The following is a 19,722-nucleotide window of genomic DNA, read 5'->3' on the forward strand; positions in this document are numbered from 1 at the left end:
CGAAAACCAAGGGGTACGATTGACAAAGAATCTCGTTTGACATATATTTCGGAACTGGAAATTTCGCTGAAGTCGAAGCAGGCGAGGGTTTCCTGTCAGCAGGGTTTGAAAGTGTCAGAAACGGGAACGCTAGTTTGGAATACATCTCAAACGAGAGTAAGGCGCTGGAAAGGCGCTTTCTATTTGTCGTCGAAGGGAGGCCCGGCCGATGAGGTGTCCAAGTTGTACGAGTAGAGATATTGGGAAGATTGGCGCAAATCAATATTATTGCTGGAGTTGCTATGCGGAATTTAATGTGTCAGGCGAGCAAGTTCGCGTTTACGAAGTGGCAGAAGACGGTTCGCTCGTCGTGATCGATCACCACCATCCGAACGAACTGGAGTTTGGAACGGGCGCTTAATCGGTCCTCTCGAAGGTCTTCATGCAAGTACCAGGATGCGGCAAGTATAGACGGGGCTGTACCGAAGGCGGTGGAAACTGCTGGAGGACAGCTCTTTTTTGTTTCGCCGTGAAGGCGCAAGCCCCGGCTTACGAGCCTTTCGGAAAACCGTAGAGTCCGATGGCCGACAAGGCGAATCCGCCGACGCACGACAGGACGACATATGCGACGGCCCGCATTTCTTCCCGCGCTCGTATGAGACTGACCGCTTCGTAGGAGAAGGTCGAGAAGGTCGTGTAAGCCCCGCACACCCCGACGCCAAGTACCAGGAACGGCACGTTGTGCCACTGCGGAAGCAAGCGGTGGAGATCCCGTGTAAACCATCCCAATAGAAACGATCCGCTCCAATTGATGAAGAGTGTGGCCCATGGAAACGTCGAGTCCGTTCGGCGGTTGATGGATTTGGTCACTTGATAGCGCAAGACGGCACCGACGATGCCACCGATGCCAACCCACAGATAGGTCACCCGATGTTCCTCCCTGCTGTCGAACGCCTTCCAAACCAGCCGTCGGCGAAACGGTAGCCGGCATAGGAAAATGCTAAACCGCCAAGTACCGACAATGTGATGTACAAAAGCGCCAATCCTACCTGCCCGTTCTGATACAGTTTCCAGGCATCCACCGTGAATGTCGAGAACGTCGTGAATGCACCGGTCAACCCAGTTCCCAGTGCGAGCCGCACGTTCGGGTGAATCGGAAGTCGTTCCGTCGTCATCGTGTTGAGCCAGCCGAGAAACAGACAGCCAGCCCAATTGATAAGAAGCGTGGCGATGTTCAATCCGTTGATGGCGCCGATCCATTCGCTGACGGCGTAGCGGAGGATTGCGCCAAAAAAACCGCCGATCGCCACCGCAAGGTATGGCATATGGGTAACCTCCTTGGGCTTGTCCGTTCGAGCCGCTTGACTCGAGTATACAAAAATTTCGGCGGGATTTCAGAAATGTTCGCCGATATAGCAAATGATGGAACAAGAAACTGCATATACTGAGAAGGCCTTGTCCGGATCTTGCCATGAGACGTGGGGCGTCTTCCGAACCTAGGGGAGCGACAAGGAGGTGCTTGGCCGCCGTGCCAACCAGCCGCTATTTTCGGATTGCTTTGTCCGTTGCCGCAACACTCTTGTGTCTGTATCTGTTTGGCCTGCTGCGGGGACTGTTCATGGACGTGTGGAGTGTCGTTCGAACGGTGTTCTATCCGTTTCTCGCGGCGCTCATTATCAGTTATATTCTGCAGCCTGTGGTTGAATTGCTGCATCGTCGCCGGATGCCGCGCGTCGCCGCCATCTTCTGCATCTATATGACGTTTGCCATCCTGGTTGTGGTCGCCGCATTGAACGCCGTTCCGGTGATCACGCGCCAAGTGACGCAGCTGGCGAATAATTTGCCCGCCATCACGGCGCAGATCAGCCATTGGATGGACATGATGAACAGCCAAAAGCAATACCTCCCGAATACCGTTCGAGTTGGCTTGGAGAACGCGCTGGCGCAGGTTGAACATCGTTTCGAAACGGCGCCTACGGGTGTGTTCTCGTTCATCTCGAGCACCATCAACGCCGTGTTCCTTGCGTTCATGGTCCCATTTTTGGTCTTCTATATCCTGAAAGACGCCCGAACGATCGGCAGCGCCATCGTTCGGGTCGTTCCGCAGAAATACAAGCATCGGACCAGGGCGCTGCTCATCGGGATCGATCAAACGTTAGGCTCCTATATTCGCGGTCAGTTTTTGGTCATGCTGGCCATTGGCGTTCTCGCTTTCATCGGCTATCTGATTATCGGCATGCCCTATGCGCTTCTATTGGCGCTGTTTCTCGCGATCACCGACATCATCCCATACATTGGACCGATCATCGGCATCGCGCCGGCCGTTCTGATTGCGTTGACGGTGAGTCCGGCGCTGCTCATCAAGGTGGTCATTGTCAACATCATCGTCCAGCAGTGTGAAGGCAACTTGCTGTCGCCGCAGATCATGGGGCGAACGCTGAAACTGCATCCGATGGCGATCGTCGCGGCGCTGCTGATTGGCGGCGAACTGGCGGGCCTTGTCGGTCTGATCTTGGCCGTGCCCGTGCTCGCGGTCCTCAAAGTCGTGTGGATGCAACTGACCGATGAACGACGATCCGCCCGCCGCTGAACACCTCGCCGATTTTGTCAGGGCTTCGCAACATTTGACAGTTTTATGCGACAACGTATAGAATCACATTCGATGAAAGCGATGCGGAAGACGAGTATGCCTCACCCCCTTCGTTCAGAGAGGGCGTCACTTGGTGCAAGACGCCTCGAAGGCAAGGCAGAAGCTACTTCCAAGCGCGTGATGAACTCACGCCGGGCTGCGCCCGTTACAGCGAAGAGGGACAGCGTGTCCAAACGCGCTGTAACCAGGGTGGTACCGCGGGTGGCTAATGCCCGTCCCTGACAAGGGGACGGGCATTTTTTGATCGGTTCGTTCTTTTCGTTCACAGAATCGTACACAGAACTTGTCCAATGAGGAGAATCAGGCATGAAATCACTTACAGGCCAACAAATTCGCCGTGCGTACAAGGAGTTTTTTGCGGCGCGTGGACATAGTGTGTTTCCCAGTGCGAGCCTGGTGCCGCACGACGATCCGACCCTGCTGTGGATCAATGCGGGCATGGCGCCTTTGAAGCCGTATTTCGACGGGCGCGAGATCCCGGAAAACCCGCGCATCGTCGATGCCCAAAAGTGTATTCGCACGAACGACATCGAAGAAGTCGGGCATACCGCGCGCCATCAAACATTCTTTGAGATGTTGGGCAACTTCTCGTTTGGAGACTACTTCAAACGTGAAGCCATCACCTGGGCATGGGAGTTTCTCACCGGCGTGCTGGAGATGGAGCCGGAGAAGATTTCCGTCACCATCCACGTCGACGACGAGGAAGCGTTCGATATCTGGCACCGCGAGGTGGGCCTGCCCAAAGAGCGAATCTACCGCGGAACCGACGACAATTTCTGGGAAATCGGTGAGGGACCGTGCGGGCCTTGCTCCGAAATTTTTTACGATCGCGGTGAAGCCTTTGGCTGCGGTTCCGACACCTGTCAACCTGGCTGCGATTGCGATCGCTTCCTGGAAATTTGGAACCTGGTGTTCACGCAGTACAACAAGAACGCCGACGGAGAGTACACGCCGCTGCCGAAGAAGAACATCGACACGGGGTCGGGGCTGGAACGTCTGGCATCGCTTTTGCAGAACGTTCCGAACAACTTCGAGACGGACCTGTTCAAGCCCATCATCGACAAGACGGGTGAGATTGCCGGCCGGAAGTACGGGGTTTCGGCAGAGGACGATATTCACTTCAAAATTGTCGCGGACCACTTGCGGACGGTTGCGTTCGCCATCGGCGACGGCGTCCTGCCTGGGAACGAAGGCCGAAGCTACATCATTCGGCGCTTGCTTCGCCGGGCGGTGCGCAGTGGACGCCGCCTTGGCATCGAAAATCCGTTCATGTACCGACTCGTCGAAGTCGTGGACCAAATCATGGGCGACGACTATCCCGAAATTCGCGAGAAGCGGAGCCTCATCGAGCGCGTGGTCAAGACGGAAGAAGAGCGTTTCCACGAGACGTTGAGCGAGGGCGAGGCGTTGCTGGCGCAGTCGATGAAGGCCCTGAAGGCGGCGGGAACGACGGTCATCTCTGGCGGCGACGCGTTCAAGCTGTACGACACGTATGGTTTTCCCATCGATCTCACCGTCGAGATCGCCCACGAGTCCGGTTTCGAGGTGGATCGCGACGGGTTCGAAGCGGAATTGGAAGCGCAGCGGACGCGCGCGCGGCAGGCGCGGCAAGCGAACGAGGGAATGAGCAGCCAACGCGGCGCGCTGGAAACGCTCACGACCCCGTCCACGTTTGTCGGCTATGGCGAACTTACGGTCGACGCTCAAATTGTCGCGATTGTGCAGGATGGCGAGCTGGTGGACGGCGTCGGCGTGGGTCACGAGGCGCAGATTATTCTCGACACGACGCCGTTTTATGCGGAGAGCGGCGGCCAGGTGGCGGACAAGGGCGAGATCGTCAGCCCCAACGGCCGGGCTGAGGTCGTCGATGTCCGCAAGGCGCCGCATGGACAGCATGTGATGACGATTCAGGTGACCGACGGATCGCTGCATACGGGCGAAGAAGTGCGCGCGCACGTCGACGCGGAGAAGCGCAAGGACACGGTGAAGAATCACACGGCCACGCACTTGCTGCACAAGGCCTTGCGTCAAGTCCTCGGCACGCATGTCGCTCAGGCGGGCTCGTTGGTGGAGCCGGATCGGCTGCGTTTTGACTTCTCTCACTTCGGCCCGATGACCGAAGACGAGATCGAGCGCGTGGAAGCGCTCGTCAACGAAGACATTTGGAAGGACAGCCACGTGGTCATTCGCGAGATGGATATCGACGACGCCAAGGCCTTGGGCGCGATGGCCTTGTTTGGCGAAAAGTACGGCAAGCGAGTCCGGGTCGTCCAAGCGGGTGACAGCATCGAATTGTGCGGCGGCTGCCACGTGGAACGGACGGGTTTGATTGGCCAGTTCCGAATTGTATCGGAGACGGGCATTGGTAGTGGAACGCGCCGCATCGAAGCGGTGACCGGTCGGCACGCGTACGAACTTGGCCGCGTCCGCGAAGGCCAACTGCGCCAGATTGGCGACTTGGTGAAAGCGGGACCGGCCAATGTCGTCGACAAGGTGGCGAGAATGCTCGCCGACATGAGGGTGTTGGAGCGCGAGTTGGAGTCAGCGAAAGCGCGTTTGAACCACGGGCGTGTCGACGAACTGCTCGGCCGGATCGAACATCTGCACGGCATTCCGGTCGTCCGAGCCGCGCTGTCGGACATCGATATGGACGGATTGCGGCAATTGGCGGATGAATTGAGAAATCGGTTGACGACTTACATGCTCGTGCTGGGTTCCGTGCACAATGAGAAAGTCCAATTTGTGGCTGCGATTTCGAAAGATTTACAGGCGAAGGGATTCCACGCCGGCAACATCGTCAAAGAAGTGGCTCAAATCGCCGGCGGTGGCGGCGGCGGGCGCCCAGACATGGCGCAGGCAGGCGCGCGCGATCCCGGCAAATTGACAGCGGCAATTGAAAAAGTTGATGAAATTGTCGCGTCCATCGCAGGAAATGTGCAGGCGTGAGCAGAACTAAGGGACGAGCAATACTGGCGTCGCGAGACGCACGAGCGAGGTGCGGGCTTTGACAAATCAGGATTTTGATAGCACGATGCGTTTTGAAACGAAATCGGAGAATGCCGAAGCGCGCCACGCGTTCCAAGTGGCCTATCGCGCCTTGAAGGAGAAGGGCTACAATCCCATTTATCAGATTGCGGGCTATCTCATTTCTGGTGATCCTGCCTATATTACCAGCCATTTGGAGGCGCGCAACACGATTCGTCGAATCGAGCGCGACGACTTGATCGAGGAGCTTGTGCGGGCGTATGCCGCACTTCACGGCGATGCGAACATTATCGGTTGATTACGGTGAACGGCGTATCGGATTAGCCCTGTCGGATCCGACAGGGCTTGTTGCGTCGGCGTTAAAAGTCATCTCGCGGAACGACGACGCGCAGGTGATCGACGAAATCGCGCAAGTTGTCCGCGAGTACGAGGTGGAACACATCGTCGTCGGTTTGCCGATCACCATGAAGGGCGAGGCCGGAAGTAAGGCGCAAATCGTTCAAGCGTTCGCGGATACGCTTGAGAAGAACGTGTCAGTTCCGGTCGAACTGTTCGACGAGCGGCTGACGACGGTGAGCGCCCAGCGCGTGCTGATTGAGGCCGACGTAAGTCGCAAGCGGCGGAGGACCGTCGTCGACGCGGTGGCCGCGACCATCTTGTTACAGCACTATCTGGACGCGCAGCGACGTTAGAAGGTGACACGATGAATTTCAAGCACTGGACACGCGGCCTCCGGAGACCGCTTGTCTATGTTGGCATCGGTATCCTGGCTGTTCTCGCAATCTTGTTGGCAGGTTGGGGCTGGTATCGCCAAGCGTTGACGCCAGTCTCGGTCGGCGGCCGGGTTACTCATGTTACCATCGCCAGCGGCGATTCCGTTCGCACGGTGGCGGATCGACTCGCGAAAGATCGTATGATTCGCAGTGAAACGGCATTTTTGCTGTATTACAGGCTCCATCGCGCACAATTGCCGATTCTCGCAGGCACATATGCGCTCAGTCCCAGTATGAGCGTTCAGCAGATCATGCAGAAGATCTCAAGCGGAGAAGTTGTGCAGACCGCTATTGCGGTGACCATTCCTGAAGGTTTCGATCTCGAGGACATCGCCGCGAAGTTGCAGCAGGCGGGAATTTGCCCTGCGCAAGCGTTCATCTCGGCAACCCAGCAGGACACATTCAAGCAGCCGTTCCTCAAACAGTTGGTTGGCCGCAAGCAGGTTCGCTATCGCCTGGAGGGGTTCTTGTTCCCGGATACCTACGACTTTACGCGCGGTGAAAAACCGGCGGAGGTCATCAACGAAATGCTCGACGACTTTGCGGCTCGGGTGTTGACACCTGCCAACGTGAAGGCGATGAAAGCGGACGGGCTGACTTTGAATCAGGCGATCACGGAGGCTTCGTTGGTGGAAAACGAAGCCAAGGTCGACAGTGAGCGGCCGCTCATCGCCAGCGTGATCGACAACCGCCTGAAGGCGCATATGAAGCTGCAGATTGACGCGACCGTGGATTACGCCATCGGGCACCACTTGACGGTGGTGACGGACGCCGACATCCTGGATGCCAAAGGGCCGTACAACACGTATCTGTTCGCCGGCCTGCCGCCGGGGCCCATCGGCAATCCTGGGCTGAAGAGCATCGAGGCGGTCCTGCATCCTGCGAAGACGCAGTATCTGTACTATGTCGCAAAAGGCGATGGCAGCGGCACAGATTACTTTGCGAGAACGTATGCACAGCAGCTTCACAATGAAATGCTGCGCGAGGAAAACCTCAAAAAGCAACACTCGTGACGGGATACATATCGATTCTCGAATTGGAAACCGTATCAGTATGGGGAATGGATTGGCAACTGCGACTGGCAACTGCGACGCGTTCGCCTCGACGCTTTCCTTGACGATGATGCGCAGACGTCCGTTTCGGGGGTCGAAACCATGCGAGAATCGATACTTTCGACTGAGCGATCACGCCGATTGCTCGTCGTTCACACAATCTGGTTGACCATGTTGGCCGCACTGTTGGTGCGGCTTTTTTGGCTTGCCTTATCCCCGGCGGGCGTCGTCGATCACGGTGCGCGCGCGGGAGGCGGCAGGTGGCGAATCGACGAAGAGCATTTTCGGACGGCGATGATCGATGACGGGCGAGGCGTGGTTCGCTTCCGCGACGGCACACCGTGGTCAGTGCGTCGAACAGGTCGCGAGCTCGCGCCGGAACTGCTGGGTACCATCGGAAAACCTGACGTTTGGCCGAGTCGGCAGCGCGTGGTGGCGGAGCAAGGGCGCGGCGGAGTGGAGGAAGCCTACGATGATCTCCTTCGCGGAACGCGGCCAGGGCTCACTGGACGGTTGGAGATGCCGGACGGGATGCCGCAGGCGGCTGGGGCGCCGGGGAAGACGTTCGAGATTGCGTCGGTGCCGGGCGATGATCTCGTCACCTCCATCGATGCGCGTCTGCAGAGCAAAGCCGAGCAATTGTTGCTGGAGGCGGGCGTCCACCACGGCAGTATCGTGGACTTGGCCGCAAAGTCGCATGAGATTTTGGCGATGGCGTCGGCGGATCACCGTGATCGCAGCGACGCGTTGACAGCAGTGGCGCCTGGCTCGGTCTATAAGCTCATCACGGCTGCGGCCGCCATCGACAGCCACACCGTGACGACCGGGACGCACTTCGTGTGCGATGGGGTGGTGCATATTCCGCATGTATCCATGCGGTGTTGGCGAGCGCACGGGCCTTTGGACATTGTGCAAGCCATCGCGCAATCGTGCGACAGCACATTTGCACGAATTGGAGTAGAGATGGGGCGCGTCCCGTTCGAGCGCATGTCAGAGCGTTTCGGCCTTGGCCGGACTGGCCTCGATTCATTGGCCCATAGGACTGTGCACGCCGATGTCGCCGTCGTGTTCCGGACCGCGGGTGAAGATGCGGGACTCTTGGCCAACACCGCGATCGGTCAGGAAGATGTCCGCGTTACGCCGCTGCAAGGGGCCTTATTGGCGTCGGTAATCGCGGAAGACGGGGTATACCGACCAGCTCGTTTGGCGATTGGCGTCTCGCGCGGCGGTTCCACGCACAAGTTCGCACAGGCGAAGGCCTCGCGAGCTTGCAGCGGCTTTGCTGCGAGCGTGATCGGAACGGGGATGTGGCAAGCCGTTCACGACCCGCGAGGGACACTTTACGCGCTTCATGAATTTCCAGTCGCGGCCAAGAGCGGCACGGCAGAACTGCCTGACGGCCGGGTCAACGCTTGGCTGGTTGGGTATCGGCTGCGAGACGGCAAGCCGACGGACGAATTTGCCATTTCTGTCGTCGACGAAGTCAGTTGGCAAGCTCACCGGGATCTGATCCAACTGGCAAAGGGTTGGCTCGGTGCGCTATGATGTGCGCATGGAGACTCGACAAGGCAAACGACACTGGTATTCGCGCGCAGCAGTTGGCATACAACAAATTTGGTCGTCGACGGAGACTGGATCGTGGATACGCCGCTGGCTTGGCGTCATCGTGATGCTGGTTGTCTATCTGCGGCTTGTTCACGGCCCTGCCGTGGTGCAGGCGTTGTACTATGTATTGCTTGTTGGACAATCTGTCTTGATCTTGCTTGGCCGGCTCATTGACGGTCGCAAACTTGCGAAGTATGTCACAATTGTCGCGTTGGCGGTTTGCCTTGCGATGATTTTATTGGGCGCGGAGCCTGCCGCCAATGCGACGGACTTGCTTTGGCCTCTGGTATTTTGGCTTCTGACGGTAATGGAGGCCGTGGACCTCCAAATTTCCGTTCTATTTGGAATCGTCGGTCTCATTGTCGTTCTGATGAGCCATCTGTCGCCCATCGTGGAAGCCGTTGTCGGCGCGGGATTGGCCGCGCTGTACTTTGCCATGCGCTCCGCTCGCTTGCGGCGCATCGAAGAGGCTGATCTGTTCCGCATGCACGAGGAGTTGGAGAAGGAAACCCTCACACGCCTGGCGTATCTCGCGCTCGAAGCGAGAAACGATGGTCCCATGCGGGAGCCCATCACCTCAGAGCTCGCCGCGGAGGCCCTGAAGACGGTCATTGACCAGTTTGCCGACGATTCGCCGATGGAAGTGGTGGTGGAATGGCAGGCTGACTGCAGCGGCTGGCCGCTTCCCATCCTGGCCACGATGTATCGCGTGGTGCAGGAGGCGTTCTCGAACGCGCTCCGCCACGCGGACGCGACGCACATCCACATCGAATTCCGAGAGCACAACGCTCACGCCGTGATGGAGTTTCGCGACGATGGGCGGATCACCAGTGTCGACGCCGTCAAAGAAGGATTTGGGCTGCGATCCATCCGGCAGCTCGCCCTGTTGAAATCGGGCCGCGTCGAGCTGTTCATCGCCGATCTCCATGGCCTCGGTATCCGTCTCACGCTTCCCCTTCACTGACACCTCTGGATGGTCGCCGCCTGCGTCCCATAGGTCCTTCGAACAGATTTGGTGTCCTATGCGCATAGAGATAGCAGCGTCACCAAGAATCGTCGACGGAGGTGAGCGAATCTGTCTGGGATTCTGACGCTGCTTGCGCTTGTATTGAAAGACGTTTCGGTGTTCGTCTCTTATGTCCGAAACGGCGCGTTTCCAAAACCACTGTCGGCCGAGGAAGAGCGCGCTGCTCTGGAACGTTACGCAGAGGGAGATATGACCGCGCGAAATCAACTCATTGAGCACAATCTCCGCCTCGTCGCACATTTGGCCAAGAAGTATGAATCGTCAGGCGAGGATCCGGAGGATCTCATCTCGATTGGCACGATAGGCCTGATCAAGGCCGTGGAAAGCTACCGCCAAGGCAAGGGTACCAAGCTGGCCACGTACGCCGCTCGCTGTATCGAAAACGAAATTCTGATGCATTTGCGCAGTTCGAAGAAACATCGGCGCGACGCGTTTCTATCGGATCCCATCGGCACCGACAAGGACGGCAACGAAATGACGCTTTCGGATCTGTTGGGTTCCGATCCCGACGACGTGATCGACACAGTCGACTTTGCGTGGGAGAAGAGAAAGATGTACGAAAGTCTGCCGGCGCTTGGAGAGCGGGAACGCGAAGTGCTGTGCAAGCGGTTTGGGCTTCCCAACGGAGAGGAACGGACGCAGCGCGAAATCGCCAAGGAATTGGGCATCTCCAGAAGCTATGTGTCTCGGATTGAGCACCGCGCCTTGGTGAAATTGTACGAAACGATGCACGGCGGCGCGGTGCACGGCGGGTCGGAAACGCCTTCGCAACTGTCGTAGCCTGCCACAACGTCAAGAGGTTGATGGACGATGCCGATCCCGGCCCAGCCATCAACCTCCTCACATTTACCTTGGTTCAGCTTCTATCAGAATCTCACTTTCGCATCGTACTTTCGCGCGGCATCCAAATTGCTTGTTCACGCTTTTTGTCCGCGAGCGAGTTCTGCGCGTGCGAGCGAGGCGATGATTTGTTCTCTTCGAGCTTCCTCAATTCCGATCCAACGAAGTCCGTACTCATACACATTTCCCGCGTCACAGCTCCCGCCTCTCCACATGATGCGGGCATGTATCGGTTCGAATCCGAGAAAACCCAGACAGATGTTGAGCACGACGGTTTCAGGTAGTACAGGCATGGCCATTTTGCTGATGATTTTGCAACCGCCGCCGGATATGTCGATGAGCCGACACGCGCGCCAGGATGTCCCGATGTCGTCGTCCAGTTTGTAGAATTGGATGCGCGTCGGTCTTACCACTGAGAATCGGTGGTATCGGCGTCGATTGGTACTGGTCGCGTTTGCAGGGGTTAGGACTGCAGCCATGTCCGTTCTCTCCATTCCACTCCAGATGTCTGTTTGAGTACTCGCCTATCGTAGGGCATCCTGTGTGTCAGATGTTGTCGAACGATGGCTCCGCCTCAAAATTCCAGAAGACCGAACCAGGACGGAGTTTTGCTCTCGACTATGCAATCGTGAGGTTGCTATGCTATCATTTTTTACCGTCATTAGAACGTCAATCTGAGGAGTCTAACGAAACTCGGTGAGCGGATTGGGTCGATTTCTGCAATTCATGCCAAATGAATATGTGAATTCCATTTACGATATTGATCTGGAGCGGCTTTGGCGGATGGGCAAACGCCTGATCCTGACCGATCTCGACAACACGCTGGTGCCCTGGAACCATCCATGGGTTCCGAAGTCGTTGGAGGATTGGCTCAAGCGCGCCCGGGATCGGGGATTTGAAGTGTGCATCATCTCCAACAACCGGAGCCAGCGCGTTCACGATTTCTCCCGGGTGTCTGGCCTGTTTGCCATCGGGGCGGCCCGCAAGCCAAGGTCTCGAGGTTTTCGGCAAGCGCTCGAACGCTTCCAGATGGATGCCGATGCGGCCGTGATGATTGGCGATCAGCTGTTCACGGACATCCACGGCGCGAATCGGTTGGGCCTGTACAGCATTCTTGTGCTGCCGATGCATACCAAGGAGTGGTGGGGCACGAAGATCCTGCGGATTTTTGAAGCTGTAGCATTGGCGATGCTCCGCGTGCGCGGACTGAAACGGCCACACCGACAACAACAAGGGGGTGGCGGTTTTGGCAGATGAGCGAGTCTGCAGAGGATGTGGCGCGGCCTTGCAAACAACCGACGAGGCCAAGCCAGGGTTCGTACCCGCAAGCGCCATGGAGAAGGAGAACATACTTTGCCGCCGCTGCTTCCGCATTCGGCATTACGGTGAGTTTATGCCGGTTGCCGTCACGGAAGCGGATTATCAGGCGCAAGTCGCCCGTATCTTTGACCAGCCCGGTTTGGTTCTCTACGTGATCGACGTGTTCGATCTCGCTGGCAGCCTCGTGCCCAACCTGGCCCGATTCGTCCTCAGCAGCGATGTGGTCGTCGTGGTCAACAAGGTCGACTTGCTGCCGGAAGGCGTGTCCTACGAGGGCCTTGGCGACTGGATTCGATCTCGCGTGGAGAAGACCCGCGTGCCTGTTGACGATGTCCTGTTCGTCAGCGCGGCGAGAGGACACGGAATGGACGAGTTGCTGCAACTCGTGTTTGATCGGGTCGACTCGCCAGTCTACGTGGTAGGTATGGCGAACACCGGGAAGTCGACGCTGCTCAACGGGATCGCGGCCCGCGCCGACAGGACGCTCGCCGAGCCGTACACCGTGTCGCGGCAACCGGGGACGACGCTCGCGTTGTCCGAACTGATCCTGGACGGCCCGCGCGGGCCGGTTCATGTGTTTGACACGCCTGGATTGATGTATGAAGCGCGCGTCGTCGAGAAACTTTGCTCGGATTGTTTGACGACGGTGATTCCAAGAAATCGATTGCGGCCGAAGGTCTATCAGTTGAACCCTGAACAGACGCTTTTTTTGGCGGGTATCGCGAGACTGGATTTCGTTCGCGGCGACAGACAGCCTGTGGTGCTGTATGTCAGCAACGAGCTGCCCATCCATCGGACGAAGCTGTCGCGCGCAGACGATATATGGGAAAGGCACCGGGACGATTTGCTGCAGGTTCCTTGCGAGAAATGTCGGCCGACGTTTGAACGTTGGCGCCAATATCGGTTGAAGCGCCTTCGGCGAGATGAGAAAGCGGCCCCCGGCAGCATCGCGGTATCAGGTAGAGGTTCCGACATCGTGATCCCGGGATTGGGCTGGATTACACTCTCCGGGGCCGCGTTTGAAGGCGTGCTATCCATCCCTGACTGGCTGCACGCGGTGGCCCGGCCGCGGCTGATTGGCGACATTTCACGGCGAGTTGGGCAAGGCGGTGACGTCCTGTGAATCTCTTTGGACTCATCGGCGATCCGGTTGGACATTCGATCTCGCCCGCGATGATGAACGCGGCGTTTCGCGCGCAAGGTGAACCTGCGGTGTATTTGCCGTTTCGCGTCGACGCGGGCGAGGTCGAGATCGCGCTAGGTGGATTGCGAGCGATTGGCGCGAAGGGTGTCAATGTGACGATTCCCCACAAAATCGCCGCGTTCAATTGGGTGGGTTCGCGGACGCGCGAAGCGGTCGCGGCCAACGCTGTGAATACGATCCGCTTTGATCAGCACGGATCCGTCGGGCACAACACGGATGTGAGCGGATGGTGGCGATCAATTGCCGACGCAGTGCCGGAAGGGCCTGTGGATGTCGCCATTCTCGGGGCAGGGGGCTCGGTTCAAGCCATTCTGACAGCACTGAGCATGCATCGTCCAGAGGCAGTCGTCGAGGTGATTGCCAGAAATGCGGAGGCGGTTTCGCGCCTTCAGGCGCATTTCGCCGACAGTCTGAACATTCGGCACGCGGCATGGGAGAAGCGCGCGGACGCGGTGGCCAAAGCGTGGGTCGTCGTTCAATGCACGCCCATTGGAATGTGGCCGCGAGTGGACGAAGCGGCGATTGACGACGCAGGCGTCTTCCAGCCCGGGCAAGTCGTGCAGGATATCGTGTACCGGCCGCTCGAGACCCGATTTCTGGCGTGCGCGCGAAGCGGCGGCGCGAGGGTGATCGACGGTGCGACGATGTTGATTGGCCAAGGCGTGGACGCCTACGAATGGTGGTTGGGCCGCGAGGCGCCGGCCGATGTCATGGCATCGACGGTCTATGAGGCGTTGCGAAAGGAACAGGCGTTATGAACGGGGAAGATCACGTGTGGTATACTTATGGCCAAGATCGTGGATCGGCGATGACGGAACCACCACCGACGGATGCTCAGACGGTTTTGCTGTACGGCGGCACGTTCGATCCGCCTCATGTAGGCCATCTGACGATGGCCCAGGTTGCGCTTGAACAGACAGGCGTCGACGAAGTATGGTTCTTGCCTGCGCCCAGCCCGCCGCACAAGCTGGATGTGTCGGATGACACGTTTGAGTGGCGGCTCCGCATGGTGGGAGCCTTGATCTCCGATTGCAAGGGATTGCGGGCCATGCCGCTCGAAGCATTTTTGAAACGACCGTCTTACACCATCGATACGGTTCGGGCGGTGCAGACTTGGTATCCGCAGGTGAAGTTTTCGTTCCTCCTTGGCACGGACGCCCTCGCGGGGTTACCGCAATGGCACGGGGCCGAGGAACTGAGTCAACGCATCGATTTCGTTGTCGCGGTCCGTGAGGGTTTTCCGCGCACGGACACGATTGAGCAAGTGATGAGGGAGCTCCCGTCCATCCGGATCCGCGGGATTGAAATGCCTCTGCTTGACATCTCGTCGACTTGGCTGCGCCAGCGTCTGGAGACGGGGCGAAGCGTGTGTCATTTGATTCCGCCGCAAGTACTTGACGTTTGGCACGTTGGTCCAAAGGGAATGGAGTGAAGCGTTGCGATGCCTGAACAAAGTGTGGACGATGCTCTGGTTCGCGAGTTAAAGCGAACGCTCTCTGTCCAACGGTTTCAACACGTTGAAGGTGTCGTCGCATCGGCTGAGCAGTTGGCGCAAAAGTACGGCGTTTCCGTTCGCAAGGCAAGGACTGCGGCATGGCTGCACGATCTCGCTCGCGAGTGGCCTCGCGAACAATTGCTGTCCACCGTCCGAACATTCCCGCTTCCAGACGGTTTCGAAGACGTCCCAGCTCTGTTGCATGGGCCCATTGCGGCGCATATTGGCAAGACCCAGTTTGGCATATTAGAAGAGGATATCCTCGACGCGGTTCGGTATCACACGACAGGGCGGCCGAACATGACGCCTTTAGATCTGGTCTTATTCGTAGCGGACGCAATTGAACCTGGCCGAACCTACGGTGGTGTGGAAGAAATACGAGAAGCTTCACAGCGAAGTCTGGAGGAAGCGGCTCGGATCAGTATAGACGGAACATTGCGGTTCATGTTGGACGCCAAGCGGCCTATCGTGCGGTTGACTGTGGAGGCGCGCAACAGCCTGTTAGGCGCGGAACTGCGAGAAGCCTGACATTGCGATGAGGCCGCTTTGCAGCGATGGATGTCGCTGATCGGCGGCCTACATGGGTTTAGGAGGCATGCGCATGGAGATAGAGCGAATCGAACAAATTGCCCGCAAGGCCGCGGCTGCGGCGCAGGATAAGAAAGCGACGGACGTCGTGGTGCTGAATGTTCAAGCGTTGACGCCGATGGCGGATTTTTTTGTGATTTGTTCGGCGACATCCAGACCTCAAGTGGAGGCTGTGACGAGAGCTGTTCGCGACGATTTGGAAAGCGTTGGCGTGTCGTGCAGAGGCGTCGAAGGGATGGAAGAGGCCCGCTGGGTATTGCTCGATTTCGGGGACGTCGTCGTTCACGTGTTCCGGCCTGAAGAACGCGAGTTTTACCATATCGAGCGGCTTTGGGGTGACGCTGAGATCGTCACACTTGGTGAAACGAGCGTCTGATATGGGCATCTACGATTCGTTCGCGGAGCTTTACGATCTCGTCATGTCGGACGCCCCGTACGACGCATGGAAAACGTGGCTGGCGGAGCACCTCGACCTGTCAGGCATGGACGTGGTCGATCTCGGCTGCGGCACAGGTGTGTTAACCGTGTGGCTCGCTCAGGCGGCCCGCACCTGCACTGGGGTGGACGCGTCCGAACAAATGCTGGTTCGAGCCCAAGCCAGGGCCTTCGACGCGCGGGTGAAAGTCACCTGGATGCTGCAGGACATTTCCCGTTTCCGGATGTCCAATCCGGTCGACTTGGCCTTTGCAACGTGCGATGTGTTCAATTATCTGACTGCGCCGGAGGCGCTTGAGCAGTCGTTTCGGGCGGTTATCGCGAGTCTCAAGCCGGGCGGACGGCTGGCGTTCGACGTCATTGGTCCGTCGCGTGTGCGGATGCTGCAGGATGGATACTGGCATATCATCGATGACGAGTTTGTGATTTTACACGAAACCGACGTTGAAGCACGCTTGATCACGCACGACGTTACCGGTTTTATTCAAGATCCAAGCGGTCTGTATCGCCGGATCGAGGAGTGTCACCAGCAGAGATACTATTCGACTTCGGAACTCCATGGGCTTTTGGCCAAATGTGGTTTTGGCGATGTCCAGTTCGTTGGGGATTTTGGTCAATCGGCGGTCGACGAGGCGGACCGCCTCGTATGCATAGCCAGAAAAACCTGAGATTCAGCAGTTCCTGCGCTTGGGTCAACTCTCCGAAGTGCGGCTTTGAAACGCCAGAAATGCTTCCAGCGCGCTCGGGTTGTCTTGGAAAAAGACGACGAGCGCCTGCAGCGATTCCAGCGTCTTCGGACTCACGTGATGTTCGATGCCTTCGACATCCTTCTGCAAGGTCTCTTCCGCGACGCCCAACATCCGCAGAAACTCTGCCAACATGGCGTGCCGCTCCTTCATCAGGCGCCCCATGCGCTGACCTCTCGCAGTAAGCATAATGCCTCTGTATTTTTCGTAACTCACGTATTTGTTCTCGTCCAATTTCTGCAGCATCTTGGTGACGGAACTTGGCTGCACGGCCAAGGAACTCGCGATATCGGAAACACGAGCATAACCCTTCTCGTTCATCAATTCATAGATTTTTTCCAAATAATCTTCCATGCTGGGTGTAAGCAAGTGAATACCTCCATCGTCGAATCAATCTCAGTTTACACGACCTGCAAGGCACTCGACAAATGAATTTTTGTGAGATTCCTCCAGTTGCCCCATGCTGGTTCGGATTCCGTCTGATACAACATTGTATGAATGTTTGCCGCCAGGGAACAGGCTCAGCAGCGGTCGATCGCGAAGTTTTGACGTATTCCAAAAAGCGTATACGGAGGCGATCCACATGCGTGAGCATCTCTGGTTGGTGCAGGACGGTGAGGCGGCAGACCCGCCGGGCAAACGGCGTTGGTATCTGCGGGTGCTGAATCGTTGGGGGCGGATATGCGGCATCCTGGTGATCGCTGGCGCGGCCGCAGCAATTGGCATCGTTCAGAATCACGGAGGTCAGTCGCCAAGCGGCCAGCCAGCAGGTGGGCAGTCACCTGCTTCGCCCACGTCTGTCGCTGCGAGCAACAACGTGTCAGGGAGCGGCGACACGAACGGTTCTACCTCCGAGATCGAGGTGGACGTCCACGGAGACGTCCGACATCCTGGCGTGGTGACGCTGGCCCAAGGCGACAGGGTGGCGGATGCCATTCGTGCGGCAGGCGGCTTCGTCCACGCGCAGGACGCTGCTGTCGTCAACCAGGCGAGCGTGTTGTGGGATGGGCAGGAAGTGGATGTCCCGTCGCCTGTCGCATCCGGTGGCGAACAGGTGTCGAACGCCCAGAATGCGGTGACAAACAGCTCGACGGCAGATCCGGCCACGGACGACTTGCCCACGGCTGACTCAGAGCGGATCGACATCAACACAGCCGATTTGGCGACGCTGGAGACGTTGCCCGGGGTAGGTCCGAAACGAGCCAATGCCATTCTCAGCTACCGTCAAACGAATGGGCCATTCTCCTCGCTGGAACAACTGGGCAACATCCGCGGAATTGGGCCGAAGACGCTCGCAAAATGGAGCAACCTGCTCATCTTCAGCGACTCGCCGGCGCCAACGACAACGGGTACTGGCATCGGATCTGGGCGCCAGTGAACCGTTCGACTCGGGTATGTCTCGGTGCAGCGCTGTTTGTCGGCGCCGAAGAGTATGCGTATCGCATCGGCCCGGCTGTCGCGGTTGCGGCGATGTTCGTTCTCGCTGCGGCCAGCATCGCGATGATACGAATGCGGTGGACGGGCGTGCGGCGCGCGATCACGCACTGGCTCGGGATCGTCCTCGTCGCGGTACTCGGAGGGGCGTATGGCGTGTGGTACCAGTGGTTTTGCCCTTCGCGGCCAGCGGTGACGCCTGGAGTCGAAACGACGATCGTCGGTCAACTGCAGAGCGTGAAACACAAAGCCTCGGAAGAGGAGTACGTGGTCCGCGTCACGCGGCAGGAATCGACGAGATGGAGATGCGCGTTTTACGCGCTTGTCCTGGCGCGATCGTCGAATGCAAGCCTGCTGGCGAGTGGGGAAACGGTCGAGGCTTCGGGCATATACATCCAGTCCACTGAGACGTCGACAGCACTGGATCGATTGGCCCCCATCTGGCTGTTTGAAGGAACTGTGCAGGCGCAGAATCACCAGGGCATGGCGTCGAAGGTGGATGCGGTTCGGCAGGATATGCTCCGAACCGTCGCCCCTGCGAACGAAGCCAATGTCGATCTCGCCCTCTCCATGGTCATTGGCAGGTCACTCGGACTGCCGGCATCGATTCAGCAGCTGTTTCTCGAAGGCGGCGTTACACACCTGTTGGTCGCGAGCGGTGCAAATGTGGCGTTGGTCGTACGCAGCGCGAGCATCTTGCTGCGGCCGATACGGAGGATTTCGTCGCCGCTCGCTCCCTGGATCGACTGTGCGGTACTCATGTCTCTTCTGTGGGGATTTGTGGTGTTGTGCGGCAGCACGATACCCATCGTCCGCGCCGCTCTGTTCACGTCATATCTCCTGGTTGGCCGAGCCGTTGGTCGATCCGTTGGCGGCCTGGTCGCCCTGACCGTGTCCAGTTTCTTTTTTGCCGTGACGCGCCCCATCGATTTGTTTGAGCCGAGTGGACTGTTGTCGCTGATCGCGACGTTCGCTGTGTTCGAGGCAAGTTCGCTGTCGCAGGGAAGCGACGAAACATGGCCGAGGAGGCGCGGTGCGCAGCAGCCCACTCACAGGAAGAGGTTGCGCAGGGTTCTGACGAAGGGCTTGGGCTTGGCGGCGATCGCGGCTCGACGGACCAAGGAACTTTTTCTCCTCAGTTTGATTGTGGACGCGTACTTGCTGCCGATCACTTGGTGGATGTTTGGCCAAATCACACCCTTTGGGGCACTGTCGACCGCGTTCATGGAGCCTGTGGTGGCGTGTTTGATCCCGTTGACCATCGCTTGGGGTACGGCAGCCTGGCTGGCCGCCCTGCTTGGCAACGGTTTGCTGCTGGATTTGGCGAAAGGTTTTGGGGAGATGACCGTGCGCGGCCTGGGGTGGTCGACCGACGGGCTTTCTGTCATCGCCGCGTCAAGCGACAGTCTGATTGCTCTACCGAACTTGCCATTTTCTATGGCAGTCGGGATGTTTCTTGCGATGGCCGCATGGCGGAGAGTTCGTCTTCCCCATCATTTTCCCCATGTGATGCGCAGAGAGCGTGTCAAACGAGAAACGTTATGATATGATTGGATATTGGAAGATGTCGGTCTCCGGCATGCCGGAGC

Annotated in this window: 22 protein-coding genes and 1 other annotated feature; of the genes, 18 read left to right on the top strand and 4 right to left on the bottom strand. The window is 58.1% G+C overall.

The genetic code is table 11. The features are described 5' to 3' along the window. The first annotated feature begins 208 nt into the window (after positions 1–208). Positions 209–400: a YrzR-like zinc ribbon domain gene (locus AAC01S_RS10040; protein ID WP_067621566.1), complete on the top strand. Its 192-nt coding sequence runs from the start codon at positions 209–211 to the stop codon at positions 398–400. Between the two features lie 128 nt (positions 401–528). Here the strand turns inward: AAC01S_RS10040 and crcB (AAC01S_RS10045) are convergent, their stop codons facing one another. Beyond that, entirely contained in the window at positions 529–906 is a 378-nt protein-coding gene (crcB, locus tag AAC01S_RS10045) for a fluoride efflux transporter CrcB (RefSeq protein ID WP_067621567.1), read from the bottom strand. Next, on the bottom strand, positions 903–1,304 hold the full coding sequence (gene crcB / locus AAC01S_RS10050) for a fluoride efflux transporter CrcB (protein WP_067621568.1): 402 nt from the start codon (positions 1,302–1,304) through the stop codon (positions 903–905). The genes crcB (AAC01S_RS10045) and crcB (AAC01S_RS10050) overlap by 4 nt, the downstream gene beginning before the upstream one ends. Before the next feature lie 203 nt (positions 1,305–1,507). Between crcB (AAC01S_RS10050) and AAC01S_RS10055 the strand changes: the two genes are divergently transcribed. The 8 genes from AAC01S_RS10055 (at position 1,508) to sigK (ending at position 10,851) form a co-directional block, all read left to right on the top strand. Continuing rightward, the gene (locus tag AAC01S_RS10055; protein ID WP_067621594.1) at positions 1,508–2,569 is read left to right on the top strand and encodes an AI-2E family transporter; all 1,062 of its coding nucleotides are present in this window, start codon (positions 1,508–1,510) and stop codon (positions 2,567–2,569) included. A 72-nt stretch (positions 2,570–2,641) separates the two neighbouring features. Further along, positions 2,642–2,852, top strand: a binding site (T-box leader). A gap of 83 nt (positions 2,853–2,935) precedes the next feature. Beyond that, positions 2,936–5,575 (top strand): alanine--tRNA ligase, encoded by a 2,640-nt coding sequence (gene alaS / locus AAC01S_RS10060; RefSeq protein ID WP_067621569.1) that lies wholly within the window; start codon positions 2,936–2,938, stop codon positions 5,573–5,575. Positions 5,576–5,633: 58 nt separating this feature from the next. After that, positions 5,634–5,912: an IreB family regulatory phosphoprotein gene (locus AAC01S_RS10065; RefSeq protein WP_083511676.1), complete on the top strand. Its 279-nt coding sequence runs from the start codon at positions 5,634–5,636 to the stop codon at positions 5,910–5,912. Continuing rightward, entirely contained in the window at positions 5,875–6,306 is a 432-nt protein-coding gene (gene ruvX / locus AAC01S_RS10070) for a Holliday junction resolvase RuvX (RefSeq protein ID WP_245630161.1), read from the top strand. The genes AAC01S_RS10065 and ruvX overlap by 38 nt, the downstream gene beginning before the upstream one ends. 11 nt (positions 6,307–6,317) lie before the next feature. Then, on the top strand, positions 6,318–7,400 hold the full coding sequence (mltG, locus tag AAC01S_RS10075) for an endolytic transglycosylase MltG (RefSeq protein WP_067621571.1): 1,083 nt from the start codon (positions 6,318–6,320) through the stop codon (positions 7,398–7,400). A gap of 141 nt (positions 7,401–7,541) precedes the next feature. Further along, positions 7,542–8,984: a penicillin-binding transpeptidase domain-containing protein gene (locus AAC01S_RS10080; RefSeq protein ID WP_067621572.1), complete on the top strand. Its 1,443-nt coding sequence runs from the start codon at positions 7,542–7,544 to the stop codon at positions 8,982–8,984. Continuing rightward, positions 8,974–10,008 (top strand): sensor histidine kinase, encoded by a 1,035-nt coding sequence (locus tag AAC01S_RS10085; protein ID WP_067621573.1) that lies wholly within the window; start codon positions 8,974–8,976, stop codon positions 10,006–10,008. The genes AAC01S_RS10080 and AAC01S_RS10085 overlap by 11 nt, the downstream gene beginning before the upstream one ends. A 111-nt stretch (positions 10,009–10,119) precedes the next feature. Then, the gene (sigK, locus tag AAC01S_RS10090) at positions 10,120–10,851 is read left to right on the top strand and encodes an RNA polymerase sporulation sigma factor SigK (protein WP_067621574.1); all 732 of its coding nucleotides are present in this window, start codon (positions 10,120–10,122) and stop codon (positions 10,849–10,851) included. A gap of 137 nt (positions 10,852–10,988) precedes the next feature. Here sigK and AAC01S_RS10095 read toward each other — a convergent pair whose 3' ends face one another. Further along, positions 10,989–11,390, bottom strand: a complete 402-nt coding sequence (locus AAC01S_RS10095; protein ID WP_067621575.1) for a PilZ domain-containing protein — start codon at positions 11,388–11,390, stop codon at positions 10,989–10,991. Between the two features lie 217 nt (positions 11,391–11,607). Between AAC01S_RS10095 and AAC01S_RS10100 the strand changes: the two genes are divergently transcribed. From AAC01S_RS10100 to AAC01S_RS10130, 7 genes are all read left to right on the top strand, one after another. Further along, positions 11,608–12,168, top strand: coding sequence for a YqeG family HAD IIIA-type phosphatase (locus AAC01S_RS10100; RefSeq protein WP_245630162.1), 561 nt, complete (start codon positions 11,608–11,610; stop codon positions 12,166–12,168). Next, the gene (yqeH, locus tag AAC01S_RS10105; protein WP_067621576.1) at positions 12,158–13,354 is read left to right on the top strand and encodes a ribosome biogenesis GTPase YqeH; all 1,197 of its coding nucleotides are present in this window, start codon (positions 12,158–12,160) and stop codon (positions 13,352–13,354) included. Before AAC01S_RS10100 ends, yqeH begins: the two co-directional genes overlap by 11 nt. Then, positions 13,351–14,193 (top strand): shikimate dehydrogenase family protein, encoded by an 843-nt coding sequence (locus AAC01S_RS10110; protein WP_067621577.1) that lies wholly within the window; start codon positions 13,351–13,353, stop codon positions 14,191–14,193. Before yqeH ends, AAC01S_RS10110 begins: the two co-directional genes overlap by 4 nt. Positions 14,194–14,243: 50 nt before the next feature. Then, positions 14,244–14,867 (top strand): nicotinate (nicotinamide) nucleotide adenylyltransferase, encoded by a 624-nt coding sequence (nadD, locus tag AAC01S_RS10115; protein WP_245630163.1) that lies wholly within the window; start codon positions 14,244–14,246, stop codon positions 14,865–14,867. A gap of 9 nt (positions 14,868–14,876) precedes the next feature. Beyond that, complete coding sequence (yqeK, locus tag AAC01S_RS10120) at positions 14,877–15,458, top strand: bis(5'-nucleosyl)-tetraphosphatase (symmetrical) YqeK (protein ID WP_245630164.1); 582 nt, start codon at positions 14,877–14,879, stop codon at positions 15,456–15,458. A gap of 73 nt (positions 15,459–15,531) precedes the next feature. After that, positions 15,532–15,894 carry a ribosome silencing factor gene (gene rsfS, locus AAC01S_RS10125; RefSeq protein WP_067621579.1) on the top strand — a complete coding sequence of 121 codons (363 nt, stop codon included), beginning with the start codon at positions 15,532–15,534 and terminating at the stop codon, positions 15,892–15,894. 1 nt (position 15,895) lies between these two features. Next, the gene (locus AAC01S_RS10130; RefSeq protein WP_067621580.1) at positions 15,896–16,621 is read left to right on the top strand and encodes a class I SAM-dependent DNA methyltransferase; all 726 of its coding nucleotides are present in this window, start codon (positions 15,896–15,898) and stop codon (positions 16,619–16,621) included. Positions 16,622–16,645: 24 nt separating this feature from the next. Here the strand turns inward: AAC01S_RS10130 and mntR are convergent, their stop codons facing one another. Next, complete coding sequence (gene mntR / locus AAC01S_RS10135; protein ID WP_174520846.1) at positions 16,646–17,053, bottom strand: transcriptional regulator MntR; 408 nt, start codon at positions 17,051–17,053, stop codon at positions 16,646–16,648. Between the two features lie 229 nt (positions 17,054–17,282). On the opposite strand from mntR, the gene AAC01S_RS10145 reads away from it, so the two are divergent. Together AAC01S_RS10145 and AAC01S_RS10150 are read left to right on the top strand one after the other, a co-directional pair. After that, entirely contained in the window at positions 17,283–18,077 is a 795-nt protein-coding gene (locus tag AAC01S_RS10145; protein ID WP_067621583.1) for a ComEA family DNA-binding protein, read from the top strand. Next, positions 17,999–19,678 carry a ComEC/Rec2 family competence protein gene (locus AAC01S_RS10150; RefSeq protein ID WP_083511679.1) on the top strand — a complete coding sequence of 560 codons (1,680 nt, stop codon included), beginning with the start codon at positions 17,999–18,001 and terminating at the stop codon, positions 19,676–19,678. Before AAC01S_RS10145 ends, AAC01S_RS10150 begins: the two co-directional genes overlap by 79 nt. Positions 19,679–19,722 lie beyond the last annotated feature (44 nt).

It is taken from the genome of Alicyclobacillus acidiphilus NBRC 100859 (genome assembly GCF_001544355.1).
GTDB classification, from domain to species: Bacteria; Bacillota; Bacilli; order Alicyclobacillales; family Alicyclobacillaceae; genus Alicyclobacillus; species Alicyclobacillus acidiphilus.